The organism is Streptomyces sp. KMM 9044 (genome assembly GCF_024701375.2).
GTDB lineage: Bacteria > Actinomycetota > Actinomycetes > Streptomycetales > Streptomycetaceae > Streptomyces.
This window is the reverse complement of sequence record NZ_CP113912.1, coordinates 53190-75595: the sequence shown is the minus strand read 5'-3', so window position 1 is coordinate 75595 and position 22406 is coordinate 53190. Positions and strand designations below refer to the sequence as shown.

Below are 22406 nucleotides of genomic sequence, written 5' to 3'. Positions count from 1 at the left end.
ATCGGCTTCCGGAACCGTTCCGTTCCCGCTTCCTCCAGTCAGCTTCCACCCGGAAGCGAGCCCTGGTTGAGGCCATGCACCGACGGTGGCCCAGGAAGGAGGTACTGTGACCGGTACGCACGGAGGAGGACGCGCAGGAAGCGCCGGACTCCCCGCAGGGCAGCTCATCGCGGCGGCCGCCAAGTTTCCCCCGACCGGCCCCTCTTCACCCGGACACGCGGATGCCCGCGCATCCGCCCCGTCGGCCGGGGGCGGCACCGCTGCACACCTCGAGGTGTGCATGGTCGGCGCCGGCCCCCGGGGCCTTTCCGTACTGGAACGGCTTTGTGCGCAGGAACGCAAGTCGCCCCGCTGGGATGCCGTCACCGTACATGTCGTCGACCCGGACCCACCGGGCTCGGGGCGGGTGTGGCGCCCTGCGCAGTCCCGGCACCTGCTGATGAACACTGTTGCCTCCCAGGTGACGGTCTACACCGACGCCAGCGTCCGCATCGACGGTCCGCTGGAGGAGGGGCCGAGCCTGTACCAGTGGGCCAAGGCCGTGGAGTCGGGCGTGCTCGGCACCGGCCCGGAGGCCGCCGGCGACGAGGCCCTCGCCGAGGCGCGCGGTCTCGGCCCCGACTCCTATCCCACACGTGCTCTCTACGGCTGCTATCTGACATGGGCGTTCCGGCGCGTCGTCGCGAACGCAGCCGCCCACGTGACGGTGCGCACGCATCGCGTACGGGCCGTGGCCCTCGATGACGCCGACCCCGCATCGGGCCACGCGGGAGCCCAGACGGTCGCCTTGGAGGACGGCACTCGGCTGACCGGTCTGTCCGCGGTCGTCCTCGCCCAGGGCCATGTACCGGTCCGGCCCACCGACGCAGAGCGGGAGCTGGCCGACTTCGCCGCCCGGCACGGGCTGACACACGTGGCCCCCGCCAACCCGGCCGACGTGGACCTGTCGGGCATCCTGCCCGGTCAGAGCGTGCTGCTACGCGGGCTCGGGCTCAACTTCTTCGACTACATGGCACTGTTCACCCACGGCCGGGGAGGCGTCTTCGTCCGTGTCGGCGGTCGCCTGGTCTACCGGCCCTCGGGCCGCGAGCCGCGCCTGTACGCGGGGTCCCGGCGCGGTGTGCCCTATCAGGCGCGCGGCGAGAACGAGAAGGGCCCCCACGGCAGGTACCTCCCCCGGCTCCTCACCCCCGGGCGCATCGCGGCGCTGCGCGCCCGGTACCCGCGCGGCGCGGCCATCGACTTCGCCGCCGACCTGTGGCCGCTGATCTCCAAGGAGGTGCGCGGCGTCTACTACGCCGCCCTGCTCACGGCGCGCGGCGAACCCGCCTCGTTCGGCGAGGAGTTCACCGAGCGGTTTCTGCACGCCGAGCCGGGCCCGGACGAGGAACGGCTCCTCGACGAGGCCGGGATCGGCCCGGCCGGGCGCTGGGACTGGCAGCGCGTCACCCGCCCCTACGGCACCCGCGCCCCCGGCGACCTGGCAGCCTTCCGCAGCTGGCTGCGCGACCACCTCGACGAGGACATCCGCCTGGCCCGCCAGGGCAACGTCAGCGGACCGGTCAAGGCCGCACTCGACGTCCTGCGGGACCTGCGCAACGAGGTGCGGCTCGCCGTCGACCACGCCGGCCTGACCGCCGCCTCCCACCGTGACGACCTCGACCACTGGTACACACCGCTCAACGCCTATCTGTCCATAGGCCCGCCGGTGTCCCGCATCGAGGAGATGGCCGCGCTCATGGACGCGGGAATCCTCGATGTGACCGGTCCCGGGCTGCGCGTCACCGCGGACACGCACGATCCGCTCGGTCCCTGCTTCACCGGTACGTCGAGCGAGATACCGGACGTACGGGTGCGGGCCGCGGTCCTCATCGAGGCCCGCCTGCCCGAGATCGATCTGCGGCGCACCGCGGACCCGCTGATGAACCGTATGCTGCGGGCCGGGCAGTGCCGTCCTCACCGCATTCCCTGCGCGCCGGCGGGCACCGACGACGGCACGGGCGGCGCGGACTACGAGACCGGGGGCCTCGCCGTGTCGGAACGGCCCTACCACCTGATCGACGCCCGGGGCGTGCCGCATCCCCGGCGCTTCGCCTACGGGGTGCCCACCGAGTCCGTGCACTGGGTGACCGCCGCGGGCATCAGGCCCGGCGTCGGCTCTGTCACCCTCGAGGACTCCGACGCCATCGCGGCGGCCGTCCTCGCCGTGCCCGGGGCACCGGCCGTGCCACGGCAACCGCCCGCCACCCCGACGGGCCGTACCGCCGCTCCGACGATTACGCCCCCGAGCGCGAAGGCAGACGCATGACCTCCCTGCAGGAACCCCAGCGGAGCGGAACCCTGCCCGACCACCTGGACGCCGGGCTGCTCTCACCGGTCCGGGCAGGCACCCCCGTCGAGTCGGCCGTGGGCGACAGCGCGTGGCTGCGGGCGATGCTCGACGCGGAGGCGGCCCTGGCCCGCGCCCAGGCCCGTTGCGGCACGGTGCCCGCACACGCGGCCGAGGCCATCACGGCCGCCGCCCGCGCCGACCTGCTGGACGTGCGCGAGCTGGCGCTCGCTGCGCGGGAGACCGCCAACCCGGTCGTGGGCCTGGTCAAGGCACTGACCGCGGTGGTCACTGAACGCTCTCCCGAGGCCGCCGAGTACGTGCATCACGGTTCCACCAGCCAGGACGTCCTCGACACCGGCGCAATGCTGGTGGCCGCACGCGCGCTGCGCCTGATCCTCGCGGACCTGCGGGCCGTGGCCGACGCCCTGACCGGCCTCGCGGCCGATCACCGGGACACCGTGATGGCGGGCCGCACCCTCGCGCTGCACGCCGTCCCCACGACCTTCGGACTCAAGGCGGCCGGGTGGCGCAACCTGGTCCTGGACGCGGCCGAACGCCTCGAGAGGATCACCCATGGAGGGCTTCCGGTGGCGCTCGGCGGCGCGGCCGGAACCCTGGCCGGCTATCTGCAGCACGCGGACGAGGACTCCGACCCCACGGCCGTGCTCGACGAACTCGGCGCCGCCTTCGCCGCCGAGACCGGGCTGGCCGTCCCCGTCCTGCCCTGGCACGCCCTGCGCACCCCCGTCGCCGACCTGGGGGCTGCCCTCGCCCACACGACCGGGGCCCTCGGCAAGATCGCCGCGGATGTGCTGGTCCTCACCCGCACCGAGGTCGGCGAAGTGGCCGAGCCCGCAGTCGCCGGGCGGGGTGCCTCGTCGGCAATGCCGCACAAGCGCAACCCCGTGCTCGCCACCCTGATCCGCTCCGCCGCCCTCCAGGTGCCCGCCCTGGCCACCGTACTGATCCAGAGCCTGCCGGCCGAGGACGAGCGCTCGGCCGGAATGTGGCACGCCGAGTGGCAGCCGCTGCGCGAGTGCCTGCGGCTCACCGGCGGAGCCGCACACACAGCCGTCGAACTCGTGCGGGGGCTCACCGTCCACCCGGAGCGGATGCGCGCCAACCTCGAGGCGACCGGCGGGCAGCTCGTCTCCGAGCGGGTCTCGGCCGTCCTGGCGCCGCGCCTGGGCAAAACGGTGGCCAAGGAACTGCTGGCCCGGGCATCGGTGCTCGCCGCCCGGACCGGCCGGCCGCTGGCCGACGTGCTGGCCGAACTTCCGCAGCTCGCCGGCGTGCTGAGCCGGGGCGAGGCAGCCGCGCTGCTCGACCCGGCCGGTTACACCGGCCTCGCCGGTCCCCTGGTCGACCGGGCACTCACCGGGCCGGTGCGCGCTCGCGGGCCGCGGCGCCGTGACGGAGGCGACTGATGCGCGAGGGGCGCCGCTGAGGGAGGAACCTGGTCCCCGCCCGGCCGTCGTCCCGCCGCGCCCGGGTCCTTTCGCCGCAGGACGGGCGCACGTCCGGGGCCGCCCGTCGGCGCGGCGTCACGCCGACGGCACCCGGCCGGCGGAGTGCGGCCGTCCGTGCCCGCCCTCGGCCACCGTGGCGGCATGCCGCTCCACGAGGTGACGCCGGGCCCGCCCGCGCACCGGCCCCGCGCTGCCCTCGGCCGGGAGCGCGGGGCCGCCGGTGCCAGCGGCGGGCCGGACCCTCCGAGTCCCCACCGACCCGGCTTCCCGCCGCCCTCGCTCGAGCCTTCCTCGAATCCTCCTCGAGGCCGCCTCGACAGCCGCTCGAACTCGTTGCCCTCAACCGGTCGAATTCTGTCGTGCGGACAACTGTGCACTGCATGATGCAACCACAACCCATGCGGAGGGGAGGCGAGTTAATGCCCGAAGCAGGTGTCATCAACGGGGGCGACGGCCACGGCCACGCCGTGGTCATCGGCTCGGGCATCGCCGGGCTCACCGCGGTGCGGGCCCTGGCCAACTTCATGGACCGGGTCACCGTGATCGAGCGCGACTGGGTGCCACGCGGGCCGGCCCGGCGCCGGGGCGTGCCCCAGGCACGGCACACCCACAGCCTCATGGCAGCCGCCCACCAGGGCCTGGAGCGGTTGTTTCCCGGCATGGACCGGGACCTGACCGAGGCCGGAGCGGTGCGCGTCCGCATGCCCGAGGACATGCTGCTGCTCGGCCCGTGCGGCTGGCTGCCCCGGTTCGACTCCGGCCTGTCGATGCTGAGCGCAAGCCGTGACCTGATCGACGCGGTGATACGCGACCGGCTGCTCGCCGACCCCAAGGTGACCTTTCTGCAGGAGCACGAGGCCGTCTCCCTGCTGCCCGGCCGCGACGACACCGTCACCGGCGTATGGGTGCGCGGCCGGGACCGGAAGACGCCCGGCGGATGGAGCGCCCCGCGCCCGATGTCCGCCGACTTCGTGGTGGACGCCACCGGACGCGGTTCGCGTGCGCCCCAATGGCTCGCCGAGCTCGGCTACGAGCCGCCCGCGGAAACGGTGACCGAGGCCAAGACCACGTACGCCACCGCCCTGCTCGCCCCGCCCGTCGGCCACGTCGCCGACTGGAAGAGCCTGTTGCTCATGGCCTCCGCGGACGATCCGGCCCAGGGCATGCTCAACCCCATCGAGGGCGGCCGCTGGTCGGTCACGCTGTGCACGGGGGACGGCGAGCGTCCGCCCGCCGGTCACGCCGGGCTGCTGCGCGCCGCGGGCGCCCTGCGCCACCCGCTGCTGCGCGAGGTCGTCGAGGCCGCCACGCCCCTCGGGCCGGTCTACGGCTGCGACCGCACCGGGAACCGCTGGCGCCACTACGAGAGGCTGCGCCGCTGGCCCGACCAGTTCCTCGTCATCGGCGACGCCTTCGCCGCCCTCGACCCGGCCCACGGCCAGGGCATGACGACAGCGGTACAGTCCGCCCTCCTCCTCGACCACATGCTCATCGCCCACGGCACCACGGTCGGCCTCTCCTACCGGCTGCGCCGGGCCCTCGCCCACCAGCTGGCCCCCGCCTGGAGAATGAGCACCCGCGGTCTTTGCGCGGCCGGCGGGACCAGTGGACCACGGGCCAAAGTGCGCGCCCGGCTCGACAGGCGGTACGCCGCCCGGATCGCGGCTGCCGCGACCACCGACCCGCAGGCGGCGACGCTGCTGCTGGAACTGCTGCAAGCGGCCGCCCCGCCCGCCGCAGCGGTGCGGCCGGGTGTGCTGCGGGCCGTGCTCCGGGGCCCGCGCGGCCCGGCCCCGTCGGCGCCGCCCAGCACCACCCACGGCCCGGACGCGCGTCCTCGCCGCTCCGCCGCCGCGGACGCCCCTGCCCCCGGTGCCTGCGCCGGCTCCGCTCCCCGGCGCAGGACCACCGCAGGCTCCGTGACGCAGTGGCCGGCCGCGGGGCCCGCCCACGACCGGCGCAGACCGTAGGCACCGCACTCGGGAACCGCACGGCACGTCGTACCCGGCTGCGAGCCGCTCCAAGCCCGGCCCTACGCTTTCCTGTATGTGGAGAATGAATCAACTAGACTTTATACGCGCGGAGTTATGTCAAAAGTGGGTGCTGCGCACCGGTAACAGCCCTTTTGATCATGGCCTGTTGCTGACGAAGGAGGCCGATATTCACCCTCGCGACTCGCAACTCGCTCGAGAAACGGTCGAGTTCCGCCTGGGCTCCGGCTCGAGGCCGGTTGTCCTGCCGCGTCGCGCGTCGATACCGTTCCAGCTGCTCCAGGGCACGGGCCCGCTAGCGCCGCGGCAGGCCACCTGGACCACCGGCCGCGTGTCGGCCGGGCCTGGTGTGCCTGTGACAGCCGAGCGGCGAGGGGAGGGCGCACGGGTATGACCACGACCGAAACGGCGCCGCAGGGCACACGGACCGAGACGCCGAAGGGCGAACGCGTCGCCGACTGGGTGGACGGGCGGCTCGGGATCTACCACTTCCGGTTCCTGGTCCGCAAGGTGTTTCCCGAGCACTGGTCCTTCATGTTCGGCGAGATCGCGCTCTACAGCTTCGTCATACTGATCCTCACCGGGATCTGGCTCACCCTGTTCTTCGACCCGAGCATGGCCGAGGTCGTCTACGACGGCCCGTACGAGCCGCTGCGGGGTCTTCTGATGACGGAGGCCTACGCCTCCACGGTGGAGATCAGCTTCGAGGTGCGCGGCGGCCTGTTCATCCGCCAGCTGCACCACTGGGCGGCCCTGGTCATGATCGGTTCGCTCTGTCTGCACACACTGCGGCACTTCCTCACCGGATCGTTCCGCAAGCCGCGTGAGCTGAACTGGCTGATCGGTTTCGTGATGCTCGTCCTGGTCACCCTGGAGGGCTTCCTCGGGTACTCGCTCCCCGACGACCTGCTCTCCGGCACCGGCCTGCGCATCGCCTCGGGCATCACGCTCGCCATCCCGCTGGTCGGCACATACGCGCACATGCTGCTGTTCGGCGGCGAGTTCCCCGGAACCGAGATCGTGCCCCGGCTCTACCCCCTGCACATCCTGCTGATCCCGGGAATCATCTTCGTCCTGCTCACGGTCCACCTGATCCTGGTCTTCTACCACAAGCACACCCAGTTCCGGGGCCCGGGCCGCACCGAGCAGAACGTCGTCGGCGAGCCCTTCATGCCGAACTACGCGGCCAAGGCCGGCGGCTTCTTCTTCCTGGTCACCGGCGTGCTCGCGCTGATGGCGGGCATCGCTCAGATCAATCCCGTGTGGAAGTACGGTCCCTTCCGCTCCGACCAGATCTCCCAGGGATCGCAGCCGGACTGGTACATGGGCTTCCTCGAAGGCGCCCTGCGGGCCATGCCCCCCTGGGAGGTCGTCCTCCCGGGCGGCTACACCCTCAGCCTCGGCATCCTGATCCCGGCCGTCATTCTGCCCACGGTGATGATGGCTGTGATCGCCCTGTGGCCGTTCCTGGAGGCATGGGTCACCGGGGACAAGCGCGAGCACCACCTTCTCGACCGGCCGCGCGACCATCCCACGCGGACCGCTTTCGGCTGCGCGTTCGTCTCCCTGTACCTGGTGCTGTTCTTCGGCGGCGCCAACGACGTCCTGGCCGAGCGCTTCCATCTGTCCCTGAACTCCATCACCTGGACGGTACGGATCGGAGTCTTCCTGGTCCCGGCACTGACGTACGTCATCACCAAGCGAATCTGCCTGGGTCTGCAGCGGCGGGAGCGGGACAAGCTGCTGCACGGCCGTGAGACCGGAAGGATCAAGAGGCTGCCGCACGGCGAGTTCGTCGAGGTGCACGAGCGCGTCGACCGCGGCCACGAGTACAGGCTGCTGGCCAGAGAGGACTACAAGCCGCTGCCGGCGCCCGCGACGGAGCACGACGGCGTGCCCAACCCACGGGGCCGCAAGCAGGTGCTGCGCCACCGGCTCAGCCACTGGCTCTACGGCGAGCAGGTCGTGAAGCCGACGCCGCAGGAGCTGGAGCAGGCCTGGGAACACGCCGGTCACCCGTCCAACGGCCCCTTGGAGGCCGCAGCACGGCGCCCCGTCCAGCAGAGGGAGCCGGACCAGGAACTGCACTGACCCGGCGGCCCAGAGCAAAGGGCCGGGTCGGCGACGGCGGCGCGGGTGATCAGGAGACGGTCACCCGCGCCGCCGTCGAGGCGTCAGGGACCCGTCCCCCTTCCGGTTGTCCGGCGCCCCTGCCGGTGTCCACGGAGGCCCGATGAGCAGAACCCCATGGCGGCGCCGGGACGAACCCCGGGTCGAGTCCATCACCGCGGCACACACCGGCCTGACGCAGGATCTGCGCAGCCGCCAGCGCCGCTACCTCGTGGCCATGCTGGTGCGCAGCGGCTGCGTGGTCCTGATGGCCCTCACCTGGAGCCGTTGGCCCGCCCTCTCGGTCTGCGCCCTGGCCGGCGCCGTCCTCATCCCGTACGTCGCCGTGGTGGTCGCCCAGGCTGGATGGCGCCAGCAGCGGGGCGTGCGGCACATGCCTGCGGGTGCGTCCGAAAAGCCCGCCCCCCGTGTCGTCCTCGAACCCACCCTGATCCTGCCGTCGGAACGCGACACGGCGGACTGATCGGGCACTTCGCCGCGAGACGGATCACCGGGCCGCACACACCGTCGATTGACGTGAGCCACGTCACTTTAAGCTGCCCTTGGCGCGGTGACGCAATCCGTGTCACTATTTCAGCAAGCCTTCCCTGCCCAAATTCCTTGATGCGGCGGTGGATTGGGTACCGCGCCACCGGCGTAGGGGCGAGGCCGGGTTCGTTTCGGGCATGTGACGCCCCATCCGGACGCGTTCGTCCGAACGCCCACAGGGCTTCGAGCGGTGTTTCTCACCCACACTTCATCCCTGCCTTCCCTCCACGGGTTCTGCGTGCGGGCTCCTGGACGGCATTGACCCGACTGCCCGTGGGCGGCGCGGGAGGCGGCGCCGGGTGCAGAGCCCGCTGCGGAACTGGTCGTTCCGGCCGACCGGAACGACCAGTTCCGCAGCGGCCGGGCCACCGCCGGACGGGCGGACGAAATCACACACTCCGGCCCCCCGCACCGTGATGCCCGCAGGCGTCCCCGAAGGCTTCTGGAATCTGAGCGCAATGCGCCGTGGTCGCGCATGCGGCCGACCTCGCTGTCGTCCGACCGGGCAGCACCGGGAGTGAGCGAAGGGCTCTTTACGTACAGAAGGCAGACTTAGAGAAAGTAGATCCCAGATATGCCCAGGCTATGCAAGCCCGCTGTGAGTGCTCCGGAATACGTCATCACGATGGAAGAGACTCTGGAATTTGCTGAAAGAGTCCACGGTGGAAAGCCTCAACTTCCTCTGGCGCTGCGCCTGATTCGGAACACGGGGGTGCGGAAGCGGCATATCGTTCAGCCCATCGAGAAGACACTGATGCACCCGGGCCTGACGGAACGCAACCGCATCTACGAGATCGAGTCCAAGAAGCGCACCCCCGAGGTCGTCGAACAGGCCCTGAAGAACGCCGACGTGGTGGCGCGGGACATCGACGCGATCATATATGTATCGTGCACCGGATTCCTGATGCCGTCGCTGACCGCATGGCTGATCAACACGCTCGGATTCCCGTCCGAAACGTGCCAGATACCCATCGCACAGCTGGGGTGCGCGGCGGGCGGGGCAGCGGTCAACCGGGCCCACGACTTCTGCACGGCCCACCCCGGCAGCAACGTCCTGATCGTGTCGTGCGAGCTGTGCTCGCTGTGCTACCAGCCCGACGCGGACGACATCGGCTCACTGCTGTCCGACGGGCTCTTCGGCGACGCGGTCGCGGCCGCCGTGGTGCGGGGCAACGGGGGCGTCGGCATAGAGCTGGAGCGCAACGCCTCGTATCTCATCCCGAACACCGAGGACTGGATCTCCTACTCCGTGCGTGACACCGGCTTCCACTTCCAGCTGGACCGTCGCGTGCCGGGGACGATGGAACCGCTGGCCCCGGTGCTGCGGGAGTTCGCCAAGGACCACAGCTGGGACGTCGGCAGCCTCGACTTCTACATCGTCCACGCCGGCGGTCCACGGATCCTGGACGATCTCGCCAGGTTCCTCGACGTCGACCGTCAGGTGTTCCGCCACAGCTGGGCGACCCTGACCGAGTACGGGAACATCGCCAGCGCCGTCGTACTCGACGCCGCGCGCAGGCTGTTCGAAGAGGACACCCTGAAGCCCGATGCCACCGGCCTGATCGCGGGGTTCGGTCCCGGAATCACCGCGGAGATGGCACTGGGCCGTTGGGGCGTCGAAACACCGGTAGAGATGGACGACACCGCATGACCGGCCTCATCGTGCCGCCCGGCCACGGGCGAAAGCTGATCACAAAGGCGCAGGAGGTGACCTTCAAGGCCACCAAGGCGCATGGCTCCTCGGTATCGATCTTCGAGGTGGTCGTGCCGCCCGGATTCGACGTCGGGGCGCACGTCCACAAGGATTCACAGGAGTTCTTCTACGTCCTGGAGGGGGAGCTGCAGCTCCTGGCGTTCGAGCCGACCAGGCGCACTGAGGATTCCTGGCACGACTGGGAGTCCCCGGCCGGAGACGGGGTTGTCCGGGCGACCGAGGGTGCCTGCATGTTCGTCCCTCCGGGAATCCCGCACGCGTTCAGGAACGCCTCGGACGAACCGGCACGCATGCTGTTCCAGTGCTACCCGTCGCCCTATCACGAGTACTACTTCGAGGAGATCGCGGAGATCTGGGCGGCCGGCGGGGCGGTGGATCCCGAGGCCGTGGAGCAGATGCGTCAGCGCTATGACGTCAGTCAGATCACTCCGCTTCGCTATGAACCCCCCACTCCTCTTTCTTCCCCGTCGGCATCGGAGCACGGAGCGTAACGGAGATGAGCAGAACAAACACGATCCCCCTGGTTCACGCGAGCCTGGGCGAGCAGGAGCTGGCGGCGGTCGCAGAGGTGTTCTCCTCGGGCTGGCCGGCCGGTCAGGGCCCCAGGGGCAAGGCGCTGGAAGCCCAGCTGAAGCAGCGTTACGGCGCCGGTGACGCGGTTGCGGTGAGCAACTGCGGTGCCGCGCTGCACCTGGCCATGCTCGCACTCGGCGTCAGGCCGGGCGACGAGGTGATCGTCGCCGATTACACCTTCCCGGCGCCCGCCCACGCGGTGCGTTACGTCGGCGCGACGCCGGTCTTCGCCGATGTACGTGCCGACACCGGCACCGTGGACCCGCAGGCGGTGGCGGACCTGATCGGTCCTCGGACCGCGGGTGTGATCGCGGTCGACACGGTCGGTATGCCCGCGGACTACGCGCAGCTGCAGGCGATCGCCGACCGCCACGGGCTGTTCGTCGTCGAGGATGCCGCCTGCGCGGTCGGTGCGACGTACCGGGGGCGCGAGGCGGGTGCGCTGGCTGAGGTGGCCTGTCTGTCCTTCCACGGGCGCAAGGGGGCCACGAGCGGTGAGGGCGGTGCGCTGATCGCCGCCGACCCGGCGGTCGCGGCGGACGCGAGGCTGCGGTCGTCCTTCGGCATCGGAAGCATCTTCGACCAGGCGCAGGTCGTCGGCCTGCCGATCCCGGAGTTCACCGAGGTCGGCTACAACTTCAAGCTGTCCGACATCGCCGCGGCGATCCTACAGGTGCAGATCGGCCGGATCGACGAGCTGCTGGAGCGTCGTCGGGCCGTCGCGGCACGCTACGCCGAACTGCTCGCCGACGAGGAACTCCTCACGCTTCCGCAGGTGCCCGAGGACCGCACGCACGCCTGGCAGTCCTACATGGTGACGCTGGATCACAGCGTGGACCGCGCGGCGGTCGCCACGGACCTGCGGGCTCAGGGCATCGGCTGTGGACACGGCACATGGGCGACGCACGTGCAGCCCGTGTTCGAGACAAAGCAGACGTGCCCGGTCTCGGCGGATCTCTTCCGCCGCAACCTCGCCATACCCATGCATGCCGAACTGAGCACGGACCAGGTCGAGCGGGTCGCCGAAACCCTCCGGGCCGTGCTGCTCTCCCACGCGGCCTCCGGCCGACGTACCGCATAGGGCACGCAGCCCGGTCCCGGAGGCCTCGGCCGACCTGCGGAACGAGGTACTCCGGGCCCACCGCCCGGCTCGGCCGGGAGTCGTCGAGCGGTGCTTGAGGGGGTGTCCACAGGCTCCCGGCACTCCCCGGCCGGTTTCCGCCGCCATCACGTCGGCCACCGGGGCGCCGCGAGCTCCGGGCGAGCCGCACCGGCTCCGGTCTCGCAGCCCCCCCGGCCCGATGCGCCGGCCGGCCCCGCACGGACCCCGCACAGTGCACCGTTGACCTCGCAGTGTGCCTGAAGGAGACAGTCCCATGAAGGGCTCCACAGCCTACAAATCGATACAGAAGCGCGGTCTGCACATCGGCCTGCTGCCGGAGATGGCCGCGGCCGTGAACGGGGCGACGTCCATCACCCTGGACCACGACCTGGACGTCCTGCCCGAGGCAGGACGGCGACTGACGGTGTCCCAGTACGCCGGTCACGTGAACGACCTGGCGGGCCGCCTGTGGGCGGCTGGTGTCCGGCCCGACGAACACGTGGTGATCCACAAGACCCACAACGCCGACATCTGGATGCTCGCCGCCGCGGCGTCTCGCATCGGAGCAATCGTCGTGATGCTTTCGCCCGCCCTGGACGCCGCGACCGTCGGTGCCCTGATCGAGCGGGTGGGCCGGCCGAACCTGCTCACCGATGTGCACAAGCTGGACGTCCTGGCTGAGGTCCCGCTCGCGGATCTCACCACGCGGGTGATCACCGTGAACGGCGACCGACCGGGGGCGGTCTCGCTCACCGGACTCGCCGGTGCGCCGCGGGTCAGGCCGGTGGTCCGGCCGATCGACGCGGCCGCCGTGATCACCCACACCTCCGGCACCACCGGCATCCCCAAGCTCGTGGTGCACACACCCCGCACCCAGGGCCTCCGCCTCCTGCCGCAGTGGCGGCTCCTCGCCCTGATGCGGAAGAAGGAGACCGTCGCGATCCACATCCCCTTCGTGCACTCGCGGATGGTCGCGGCGATGTCGCTGGCGCTTCTCAAGGAGTTCCCGGTCCTGCTCCTGAAGGAATCGGATCCCTCCGACGTCGCCGAGCAGTTCATCGAGCACCGGCCGGTGCTCGTCGAGGCGCTTCCCAACTCGCTGATGGAGTGGGAGCACCTCGCGCAGGACCCGCGCATGCCGTTCGGGTCGGTGAAGGTCTTCAGCAGCACGTTCGACGCGATTCACCCCAGGACGATGAGCCGGCTGCTCAACTCCTCCCACCGGCGAGGGGCCCTGTTCTTCCAGATCTACGGACAGAGCGAGGTAGGCCCGGCCGTCGGCCGCGCCTACTTCCGCGATTCCGCCCACAAGGCGAACGGACGCTGCGTCGGCTGGGCCATGCCGAAGGGCGCCGCGAAGGTCCGCGTGGTGAGCCGGGACGGCAACCCCCCGTCCGAGCAGAACCCGGGCTTCATCGAGGTCGCCTGGAACGGGTTGGCGAAGACCTACTTCGCCGAGCAGGAGCGGTACGACTCCCAGCGCAAGGGCGACTGGTGGCGGACCGGCGACGTCGGCTACCGCACCAGGTTCGGCTGCCTGCACATGCTCGACCGGGAGGTCGACATGATCTCCGGGGTGCGCAGCTCCCTGGAGGTCGAGGACGTGGTGCTGGGCCAGCTGAGCGAGCTGAGCGAGCTGGTCGTGGTGCAGGGACCGAACTCCGAGCCGGTTCCGGTGATCTGCACCGTCGACGACAAGCCGCTGGACCGGGACCGCTGGCGGGCGGCCGTCGCCGACTTCCCCCAGCTGGCCGATCCGGTCCAGATTCCGCAGGCCGAGCTGCCCAGGACCGCAACGCTGAAGGTGCAGCGGCTCGCGCTGGCCCGCCGGTTCGTGGAGCAGCCCGAGGAGCGGGCGTGACCCGTGACCAGCCCATCGCCGCGGCGGTGGAATCAACTGACGCGAAAGGGACCATTACCTTGACACCGGAAGCCACGCTTGCCCGATTCCGCGAGTACATGGTGGGACCCTCGCGGTTCATGAGCCTGCTGTCCTGCTTCGAACTCGGCATCATCGACCTGCTCCGTGAAACCCCGGGCCTGACCGCGGCGGAACTGGGCGAGGCCGCCGGGGCCAAGCCGGATGCCGTGGAACAGCTCCTTTTCCTGCTGGTCAAGGAGGGCTTCGTCGCCCATGACGCGGAGTCCGGAGGCTATTCCCTCGATGCGCTGGCGGGTGTCGCCGAGAGCGACCTCAAGCGAGCGCTCGCCTACATGAACCTGATCAAGGTCACCGCGCTGCGGCAGCTGTTCCACCTCACCGAGAGCGCGCGGACCGGCACGGTCGTCGGCCTGAAGGAGCTGTACGGCGCCGAGGGCACCCTGTACGACGCCGTGGCCGACCACCAGGACCTGAACGACGCCTGGCTCAAGCTGATGAACACCGTCACCGCCCACATCGACCCCTGGTTCTTCGGCAACGTCGACGTCCCCTCCGGCGCCCAGGTGCTCGACCTCGCCGGCAACACCGGCCTGGGGGCGATCCACACCTACCGGCACAAGCCGTCGCCCGGGCTCCGGGTGACCACCTTCGACCTGCCGGAGAAGAAAGCGGAGTGCCTGGCGAACTTCAGGGCCGAAGGCCTGGAGGAGCATCTCTCCTTCATCGGCGGCAACGTCTTCGACGAAATCCCCAAGGGGTTCGACGTCGTGCTGATCAAGCACTTCCTGGACATGTTCGACAAGGACGACGTGCTCAGGATCCTGAGGGGCGTCAACAAGTCGCTCGTGGTCGGCGGGCAGGTGAACATTCTGGTGCCGGTGTATCCGGAGAACATCAAGGAGACCGACAACTACAACGTCGACTTCTTCCCGGCCTTCTTCATCGGATGCACCATGGGCCAGGGCGGACCGCAGAAGCTGTCGGTCTATCAGAGCTGGCTGGAGGAGTGCGGGTTCAAGGTGACAAAGGCGATCACCAAGAACGCCGCCGAGATCCCGCCGGACGTCATCCCCGTACAAGCCATCCTGAGTGCGACGAAGGTCGCGTGACCGGCCGGGTCCGGGCCTGTTGCGGAACCCCTTGGTGACCGTCGCCGCGTGAGGCAGTGCCGTGCGGCCGACAGGGCACTGCCGGGGACGCAGAACTCCTGTCCACCGGGCCTGGCCGCCAGGCCCCGAGAGCGCTGCGTCCCCTTTCTTCATCCGTGTCGACGCTCGCTCGGACACTTCCGAACGACAGATCACGTAACCAGAGGAGATCACGGTGACCAACTTGATGCTGCTGCCGGACGGAATGCGCCGCTGGTCCCAGAAGCAGGGCCTCTCCCTCGACGACAGCTACGCGGCCATGACGGACAAGCTCGTCGAGTTCACGGGCTGGGCCAGGGAGGAGGGCTTCACGACCTTCTACGTCACGGTCTCCTCCGTCGCGAACTACAGCCGCTCCGAGGCGCAGGTGGCCACGGCCATGAACGCGTTCACCGAGGTGGTGCGACGCTGTCACGACAGCCTCAAATTCAACTACTCCGGGACGCTCGAGGTCGTGCCCGAGCGTTGGCTGACGGAGCTGGAAGCGCTCCGGGACAAGTCCGACAAGCAGTCGGACTTCACTCTGCACTTCATCATGGGCATGTCCCTCGCCCACGAGGTGATCGGCATCTTCAACAAGTTCAACGGAAAGATCCCGGCCCTGACCGAGGAGATCCTGGCCGACCACGCCTACGTCCCCGAGCCGGTCGACTTCCTCATACGCCCTGGCGGGCACGTGCGTATGTCGTCCTTCTACCCGCTGATGTCGCCGTTCGCCGAGATGCACTTCTGTCCCACCCTGCTGAACGACATGACGCGGGCCGACTTCGACGCAGCTCTTGAAGACCTGCGGGGACGGGACCGGCGCTACGGCCTCTACCCGGCATGAGCCACCGCCGGTTCGCTGTCCTCGGGCCCTGCCGGCGGGCCGGCAGGGCCCGTTCGCTCCCTGTCCGGGGTCATTGCAAGAAATGATCTTGTCCGGTTCCGTCGAACCGGTTTCACGCGATGCCCCAGGCACCCAGGTGTCCGGAAAACGGACCGCTGAGACCGTTCAGCGCTCGTCCCGGGTGGCCCACTCCACTTTCCCCCGCCTCTCGGAGCGCCGTCCAGGGAAGATCTCATTTCACTCGAAGGCCACTGGAACAAAGCGCCGCCAGCGCCGATCGACCTTGCACTCCCTGGCTATTGCGGGCAAGAATACGGGTCAAGCGGTTTGGTATTGACGAACCGGTTGTGCCGTTTACCGCAAAATGGGGAACTGCCCGAAAAGGCGCTATCGAGGCCGATGGACTCGGACACCCCCGCCCGGAGAAGACAGCGAATTTCCGCTGGGTCACCGGGGCCACACTTCACCCGTCGGGCGGGCGGCCACATTTCCAGTGGAAACTATTTCTGACGTTGACTGCTTGGAGGAAAGGTGTCCGGGGAAACCGACGCGGAAGAACTCTACTCAGCTATTGAGGAAACGGCCCGGTTGGTGGGCGCCCCCTGTTCACGCGAGAAAATCTGGCCCGTCCTCTCCGAATACCGGAACGGTTTCGCTGAAGGCGGGGTCGTCTTCAGCGCTCAAGCCGGCGAGCACCATGCGGGCGAGCTCGACTACGGCCTCGCGGTGCCTCCGAGGATCGACGATCCGTATGCCCACGCGCTGGCGCACGGCTTCGTCACCGAGACCGACCATCCCGTCGCCGCCCTGCTCTCGGACCTCCGGGAGCGCTGCGCCGTCGCCGAGCACTTCGCCGACTGCGGAGTCGTCGGCGGCTTCCGGAAACTGTACGCGCACTTCCCCCGTGACCTGCAGAAGGTGTCGGAGCTTGCCGGCATCCCGTCCATGCCGCGCGCGGTGGCCGAGAACGCCGGCCTCTTCGCCCGCTACGGCCTGGACAACGTGGTGATGATCGGGGTCAACTACAAGAGCAAGACGGTGAGTCTGTACTTCCAGTTCACCGCGGAGAGCCGCCCCCGGCCGGGGGCCATCCGGTCGATGCTCGGCGACATCGGGATGACAGAGCCGGACGAGCGAATGCTGGAGTTCGCCTCCAATTCGTTCAGGGCCAACATCACCCTAGGCTGGGATTCTCCGGACATCCTGCGTGTCGCCTTTGCTCCCCCGCCGGGTGCAGGCCTGGACCTGTCGACGGTCCCCATTCCTGTGGGACCGCATCTCGAAAACTTTGTGACACGCGCTCCGCGGGCTTATACCGGCGAGCGAATAAACCTTTTCGCCGTCAAGTGGACGCGCGACAAGGAATTCCTTGAGGTCTGTTCTTACTACCAGCTTCCGGCCGGGTACGAACCCATTCGGCAGATGGCAGTCCACAAAGAGCAGCCGTAACAGGCACAACACTTTCCCGGCGGCGCCGCAGAGCGCGGACGAAAACGCACGGAACAGTCGACGGCGCAGCACCCGCACCACCGCCAACGCCTTCGGGCGCGGTCTGCCACCGGGCCTGACCCCGGACCGCAGATCTCTTTTCTGAGAAAGGACACCATCCATGACGACGTCCGAGCGTTCCCCTGTCTCAGGCCTCTCACCGCGGCGCAGGTCACTGCTGATCGGCGGTGCCACGGCCGCGGCCCTGGCCACCCTGGGGAACACCGCAACGGCCGCCGCCGCCGAGCCCGGCGCCGCGGCGGAGCCTCCGGCGGTCGACTTCGACTTCGACAAGGACAACTTCATCCGGGACCTGATCATCACCAGAGCCGAGGGGGTCTTCCCCGAGGAAGGCGTGATCGGTCCCATGGACGCATCCGTCTACATCTGGATCACCACCCTGTTCCAGTTGTCGTGGTTCGACGCGATGGCGCCCTACCACCCGACCGCGGTCGGCCTCCACTCCCGGATCGGCCGCCGCCCCGCCGGCGAGGCCGCCACCAACAGGAACAAGAACATCGCCGGCCTGTACGCCTCGCTGCGGGTCCTGGAGGGCGTGTTCAAGGAGCGGGTGCCGGTCATGCGGGCCGGGTTCACCGCGGTCGGCCTGGACCCCGACGACAGGTCGGAGGACCCGACCACCCCGGTCGGCATCGGCAACATAGCCGGCAAGGCCGTCGCCAGGGCCCGCGCGAACGACGGCATGAACCACCTGGGCAACGTGGGCCGCAAATACCACGGCAAGCCCTACGAGGACTACACCGGTTACCGGCCCGTGAACTCCCCCTACAAGGTGGTCAACCCCTCGCACTGGCAGCCGGCGCTCCACCCCCACCAGCGCCGCGTCGGCGGGGGCCCGGGCGACAAGGGCATCTGGGTCATCCAGTCGTTCGTCACCCCGCAGCTTGCCCTGGTCAAGCCGTACACCTACCGGAACCCCAAGCAGTTCCCGGTTCCCGCGCCCGACCACTCCACCCACACCAACGTCCGCAAGTACAAGCGCTCGGTGGACGAGGTCATCGAGGCGTCGGCCACGCTCACCGACGAGAAGAAGCTGATGGCCGAGTGGTTCGACAACAAGCTGGCGGGCATCGCCCTGGCGCCGGGCGCCGCGGCTCTCAGCCACGACCTGGACCTGGACGGCTGGTGCCACCTGTACGCGGTGACCGCCCTGGCACGGTTCGACGACCTGATCGCCGCCTGGAGCTGGAAGGTCAAGTACAACGCCGTGCGGCCGTTCACCGCGGTCCAGCACGTGTACGGCCGCAAGAAGATCAGTGCCTGGGGCGGCGTCGGCAAGGGCACGGTCCACGACATGCCCGCCAACGAGTGGTCGGCCTACCTGCCCGTCGGTGACCACCCGGAGTACCTCTCCGGCTCCACCACGCTCTGTTCCGCGGAGGCGCAGGCGGCGCGGCGTTTCCTCGGCGACGACGTCCTGGACTGGACGTACACCTTCCCCGCCGGCTCCGGGCAGACGGAGCCGGGTCTCGTGCCCGCGAAGGACATGGAGCTGCGCTGGGACACCTGGACCAAGTTCACCCGCGACTGCGGCGACAGCCGGGTGTGGGGCGGCGTGCACTTCCAGACGACGGTCGACAGGTCCATCGAGTGGGGCGCGCAGTTCGGTGACCGCGCCTACGAGTTCGTGCAGCGCCACATCAAGGGCGAGGTCGACTGACTCCGCGGCGGCGGGCCGGGTGCGGCACCCGGCCCGCCGCCGCACGGCGTCGACGGCCGGGTCCGCCCTCCTGGCACGTCGACCGGATCGCCCTGTTCTCCCCGGTCTTGCCCGGCCCGGCACCGTCGAGCCGGGCAGAACCACGTGATCGATGCGGCCATCCGGCCCGGTTCGCCAAGACCATGTCACAGACCGGCCGACGCGACCGTCTTAGGGGATGAGGCCTCAGTCCGCTCGACGCAACGCGAACAAGGAGATGATCATGGCAACAAGCGCAGCCCCTGCGGCTGGGCCGAGCTCGGGGGCGGCCGTGGACCCGAGGCGGTGGCTGATCCTCGCCGTCATCTGCACCGCCTACCTCATGGTCGGCCTCGACCTGACGGTGATGAACCTCGCACTGCCGTCGGCGCAGGAAGCGCTGGAGTTCACGGACGCCGACAGGCAGTGGATCGTAACCGCGTACGCGCTGCCGTTCGGAGGCCTGCTGCTGTTCTTCGGGCGGCTGTCCGACCTGTTCGGCCGCAAGGAGACCTTCCTCGTCGGACTGACCGGCTTCGCGGTCGCCTCCGCCGTCGGCGGTGCCGCGACCAGCTTCGGGATGCTGGTGACGGCCCGCGCCTGCCAGGGCGTCTTCGCCGCGATGCTGGCACCGGCCTGCCTGGCCCTGCTGGCAACCACGTTCACCGACTCGAAGGAGAAGGCCAAGGCCTTCGGCGCCTACAGTGCGGTCGCGGCCAGCGGTACGGGTCTGGGCCTGATCATCGGCGGTGCGCTGACCGACGGCCTGAACTGGCGCTGGTGCATGTACATCAACCTGCTCTTCGCCGGAGCGGCGTTCGTCGGCGGCACGATGCTGCTGCGCAAGCAGCCCAGGGCGGGCGCGCGGATGGACATCCCCGGTGTGCTGCTGGGAACGGGCGGCATGTTCTCCGTGGTCTACGGCTTCTCCAACGCCGCGGAGGACAGCTGGAGCACTCCCGGGACGTGGGGCTTCCTCGCCCTCGGCGGTGTGCTGCTGATCGTGTTCGCATTCTGGCAGACGCGCGCCACGCAGCCGCTGCTGCCGCCCCGGATCGTCCTCGACCGCAACCGCGGCGGAGCCTACCTCGCCGTGCTGTTCGTCGGAACCGGCGTGTTCGGCGTCATGCTGTTCCTCATCTACTACATGCAGACCGACCTGGGCTACTCGGCCATCGTCTCTGGTGTCTCGCTGCTGCCGCTGATCGTGCTCACCGGTGTGGGCGCCAACGTGGGCGGCGTGAAGCTGATGCCGAAGACCGGCCCCAGGCCGCTGGTCACCGCCGGCCTGCTGCTCACCGCGGCCGCCATGGCCTGGCTGACCCGGATCGGCCCGGACTCCGGCTACGCGACACATCTGCTCGGTCCGACCATGGCGGCCGGTCTCGGCATGGGCCTCATCTTCGCCGCGGTGCTGCGCACCGGCACCTCCGGTGTGGCACCCGAGGACGCGGGTATCGCCTCGGCATGCGTCAACACCGGCCAGCAGGTCGGTGGTGCGATCGGCGTCGCCCTGCTCAACACGATCGCCGCCACCGCCACCACCGGCTGGCTGGAGAGCAACGTGCAGGGACAGCCGACACCGGAACAGCTCTCCTTGGCGTCGATCGAGGGGTACACCACGGTGTTCTGGTGGTGCACCGCCATCTTCGCCGTCGGCGCCGTCGTCAGCGCCCTGCTGCTGCGCGGCGGTCCCCTGCCGGCGTCCGATGACGCGCCCGCTGGGAGCCCGTCAGAGCCGACGGAGACAGCACTCTCCTGACCCGGGGTCACCCCCGTACCCACAGGTCAGGTTCATGCGGCCGGTGGTGCCTGGCTCGACCCGGGTATCACCGGCCGCATCGGTGCCCGGCGCCGTGTCCGCGAGATGACGGACGTCCCGGGGGGCTCCCGGTGCGGCGGCGCCACCGTTTCCGCCCAGTGCCTCGCCGCCCATGGCCGGCGGGGCACTTTCGCGTTTGGGTGCAGCTCCTTTCGAGGGACAGGATGAGCTGGGCATTTGTCGGTTCGGCTCGGCTGCCCGTCGTGGAGATCCTTTCGGAACCAGCAGGACACACCCCTACGCTGGATCAAGATCGACAGCGCCGAGGGTGCCGGTCACCGCGGGACCCGCTGTCGTGGTCGAGTCGATCACTCGGGCCTGCCTCAAGCGCCGCAGTTCACGCAGGTAGGGCCGTCCCTCCAAAGGAGCCCCGCCCTTCGCGTTTCGTGAGCCGCCCACAGCGCTCGGCCGCTGGTCTGTACATGCCGTGATTTCCACACGCGTGAGGGGAGGACAGCCGCATGAGCGACGTCAGGGTCCTCGGCACGGGTGCCTCCGTGCCTGATCCGAAGCCCCTGGAAACCCCTCTCGTCATCGGCCCCGGCTCCGTCCGCCGGGACAGGTCGCCGCGGACCGTCGAGCCCGCGGCCGGCGACACGGCGAGTTCCTGTCCGGTGACCGGGGCGATCCACGGCGTCCAGGGCTGATGCGCACCGCCGGCAGCGTACGGACGGAGGAACACAGAGTGTTCGTCTCGGGTTCGCTTCCGAGCTGCCGCTGCTGCTCGTGCCGCTCAACCTCACCGGCGTGCTCACCGGCGGGCGCCTGGCCTGCTGGTGGCACGGCATGGTCATGGGCAGGGCCCTGTTCTCCGCGGTCGCCGCACCGGCCAGTGATCCGTTGACCATGCGGTCACCGGCTGTCCCGACCACGCTCCTTCATGCCCTCGCACTGGGCGTCTGCCCGCTGAACGACACGCGCCGTGCCCGCAACGACCCCACGTCGGTCTCGACGACGAGGAGTCCTTCACCGGCCTCGGTCTGCAGGACGCCGGTGCGGCGGAACCCACCGACGTGCGCGAGCGGTGACCGGTGCGGAGCCACGCAGAAGTCGCAATCGCGGAGACGGCGGAGCGCCGGAACCGCCCTCACCAGGAAGATCGCATCCATGTCGCTTGTCCTTGACGCTGCCGCCCAGGACCTGCTGTTCCGTGAGGCACGCACCGCCAACACCTTCACCGACGAGCCGGTGACCGACGAACAGATCCAGGCGATCTACGACCTGATCAAGTACGGTCCGACCGCCTTCAACCAGACCCCGCTGCGCATCCTTCTGGTCCGCTCCCCCGAGGCCCGCGAACGCCTGGTGCGGCACATGACCGAGGGTAACCGTCCGAAAACCGCGATCGCCCCGCTGGTCGCCATCCTCTCCGCGGACAGTGAGTTCCACGAGGAACTGCCCCAGCTGCTCCCGCACTTCCCCCAGGCCAAGGACGCGTTCTATGCCCAGCGTCCGGTCCGCGAGCGCTCCGCCCTGCTCAACGGCGCCCTGCAGGCCGCGTACTTCATCCTCGGCGTCCGCGCCGCCGGCCTGGCCGCGGGCCCGATGAGCGGCTTCGACTCCGTCGGCGTCCAGAAGGAGTTCCTGGACGCCGACCACACCCCGCTGATGGTCGTCAACATCGGCAGGCCGGGCGAGAACGCCTGGTTCGAGCGCTCACCGCGACTGGACATCGACGCGGTCGTCACCACCGTCTGAT

Annotated in this window: 17 protein-coding genes and 1 pseudogene; 17 read left to right on the top strand and 1 reads right to left on the bottom strand. The window is 69.7% G+C overall.

The window, feature by feature from the left end; translation table 11 throughout:
* Window positions 1–280: 280 nt before the first annotated feature.
* The 16 genes and pseudogenes from HUV60_RS33335 to HUV60_RS34230 all read left to right on the top strand — a co-directional run.
* Window positions 281–2308, top strand: a complete 2028-nt coding sequence (locus tag HUV60_RS33335) for an FAD/NAD(P)-binding protein (protein WP_257854067.1) — start codon at window positions 281–283, stop codon at window positions 2306–2308.
* A complete protein-coding gene (gene pcaB / locus HUV60_RS33330; RefSeq protein WP_257854066.1) occupies window positions 2305–3759 on the top strand; it encodes a 3-carboxy-cis,cis-muconate cycloisomerase in 1455 nt (484 codons plus the stop codon). The genes HUV60_RS33335 and pcaB overlap by 4 nt, the downstream gene beginning before the upstream one ends.
* 461 nt (window positions 3760–4220) lie before the next feature.
* A complete protein-coding gene (locus tag HUV60_RS33325) occupies window positions 4221–5771 on the top strand; it encodes an FAD-dependent oxidoreductase (RefSeq protein ID WP_257854065.1) in 1551 nt (516 codons plus the stop codon).
* 411 nt (window positions 5772–6182) lie between these two features.
* The gene (gene qcrB, locus HUV60_RS33320) at window positions 6183–7883 is read left to right on the top strand and encodes a cytochrome bc1 complex cytochrome b subunit (protein ID WP_257854064.1); all 1701 of its coding nucleotides are present in this window, start codon (window positions 6183–6185) and stop codon (window positions 7881–7883) included.
* A 142-nt stretch (window positions 7884–8025) separates the two neighbouring features.
* Complete coding sequence (locus HUV60_RS33315) at window positions 8026–8385, top strand: DUF3099 domain-containing protein (RefSeq protein ID WP_257854063.1); 360 nt, start codon at window positions 8026–8028, stop codon at window positions 8383–8385.
* Between the two features lie 690 nt (window positions 8386–9075).
* Entirely contained in the window at window positions 9076–10101 is a 1026-nt protein-coding gene (locus HUV60_RS33310; protein ID WP_269441304.1) for a type III polyketide synthase, read from the top strand.
* On the top strand, window positions 10098–10655 hold the full coding sequence (locus tag HUV60_RS33305; protein ID WP_257854061.1) for a cupin domain-containing protein: 558 nt from the start codon (window positions 10098–10100) through the stop codon (window positions 10653–10655). Before HUV60_RS33310 ends, HUV60_RS33305 begins: the two co-directional genes overlap by 4 nt.
* Window positions 10656–10660: 5 nt before the next feature.
* Complete coding sequence (locus tag HUV60_RS33300) at window positions 10661–11818, top strand: DegT/DnrJ/EryC1/StrS family aminotransferase (RefSeq protein WP_257854060.1); 1158 nt, start codon at window positions 10661–10663, stop codon at window positions 11816–11818.
* A 295-nt stretch (window positions 11819–12113) separates the two neighbouring features.
* On the top strand, window positions 12114–13700 hold the full coding sequence (locus HUV60_RS33295) for a class I adenylate-forming enzyme family protein (RefSeq protein ID WP_257854058.1): 1587 nt from the start codon (window positions 12114–12116) through the stop codon (window positions 13698–13700).
* A gap of 98 nt (window positions 13701–13798) precedes the next feature.
* A complete protein-coding gene (locus HUV60_RS33290) occupies window positions 13799–14830 on the top strand; it encodes a methyltransferase (protein ID WP_269441307.1) in 1032 nt (343 codons plus the stop codon).
* Window positions 14831–15044: 214 nt separating this feature from the next.
* Window positions 15045–15698, top strand: coding sequence for an undecaprenyl diphosphate synthase family protein (locus HUV60_RS33285; protein ID WP_257854056.1), 654 nt, complete (start codon window positions 15045–15047; stop codon window positions 15696–15698).
* Window positions 15699–16229: 531 nt separating this feature from the next.
* A complete protein-coding gene (locus tag HUV60_RS33280) occupies window positions 16230–17147 on the top strand; it encodes an aromatic prenyltransferase (RefSeq protein ID WP_257854055.1) in 918 nt (305 codons plus the stop codon).
* Window positions 17148–17307: 160 nt separating this feature from the next.
* Complete coding sequence (locus HUV60_RS33275; protein WP_257854054.1) at window positions 17308–18867, top strand: DUF6851 domain-containing protein; 1560 nt, start codon at window positions 17308–17310, stop codon at window positions 18865–18867.
* Between the two features lie 256 nt (window positions 18868–19123).
* Complete coding sequence (locus HUV60_RS33270) at window positions 19124–20647, top strand: MFS transporter (RefSeq protein ID WP_443047573.1); 1524 nt, start codon at window positions 19124–19126, stop codon at window positions 20645–20647.
* Between the two features lie 521 nt (window positions 20648–21168).
* Window positions 21169–21354 (top strand): hypothetical protein, encoded by a 186-nt coding sequence (locus HUV60_RS33265; protein ID WP_257854052.1) that lies wholly within the window; start codon window positions 21169–21171, stop codon window positions 21352–21354.
* Window positions 21355–21412: 58 nt separating this feature from the next.
* Window positions 21413–21562, top strand: a pseudogene (locus tag HUV60_RS34230) (twin-arginine translocase subunit TatC); the annotation flags it as partial.
* A gap of 23 nt (window positions 21563–21585) precedes the next feature.
* On the opposite strand, the gene HUV60_RS33260 reads toward HUV60_RS34230, so the two are convergent.
* The gene (locus HUV60_RS33260; protein WP_257854050.1) at window positions 21586–21816 is read right to left on the bottom strand and encodes a hypothetical protein; all 231 of its coding nucleotides are present in this window, start codon (window positions 21814–21816) and stop codon (window positions 21586–21588) included.
* Here HUV60_RS33260 and HUV60_RS33255 point away from each other — a divergent pair.
* Window positions 21815–22405 (top strand): malonic semialdehyde reductase, encoded by a 591-nt coding sequence (locus HUV60_RS33255; RefSeq protein ID WP_257854049.1) that lies wholly within the window; start codon window positions 21815–21817, stop codon window positions 22403–22405. The two genes, HUV60_RS33260 and HUV60_RS33255, sit on opposite strands and share 2 nt — an antisense overlap.
* Window position 22406 lies beyond the last annotated feature (1 nt).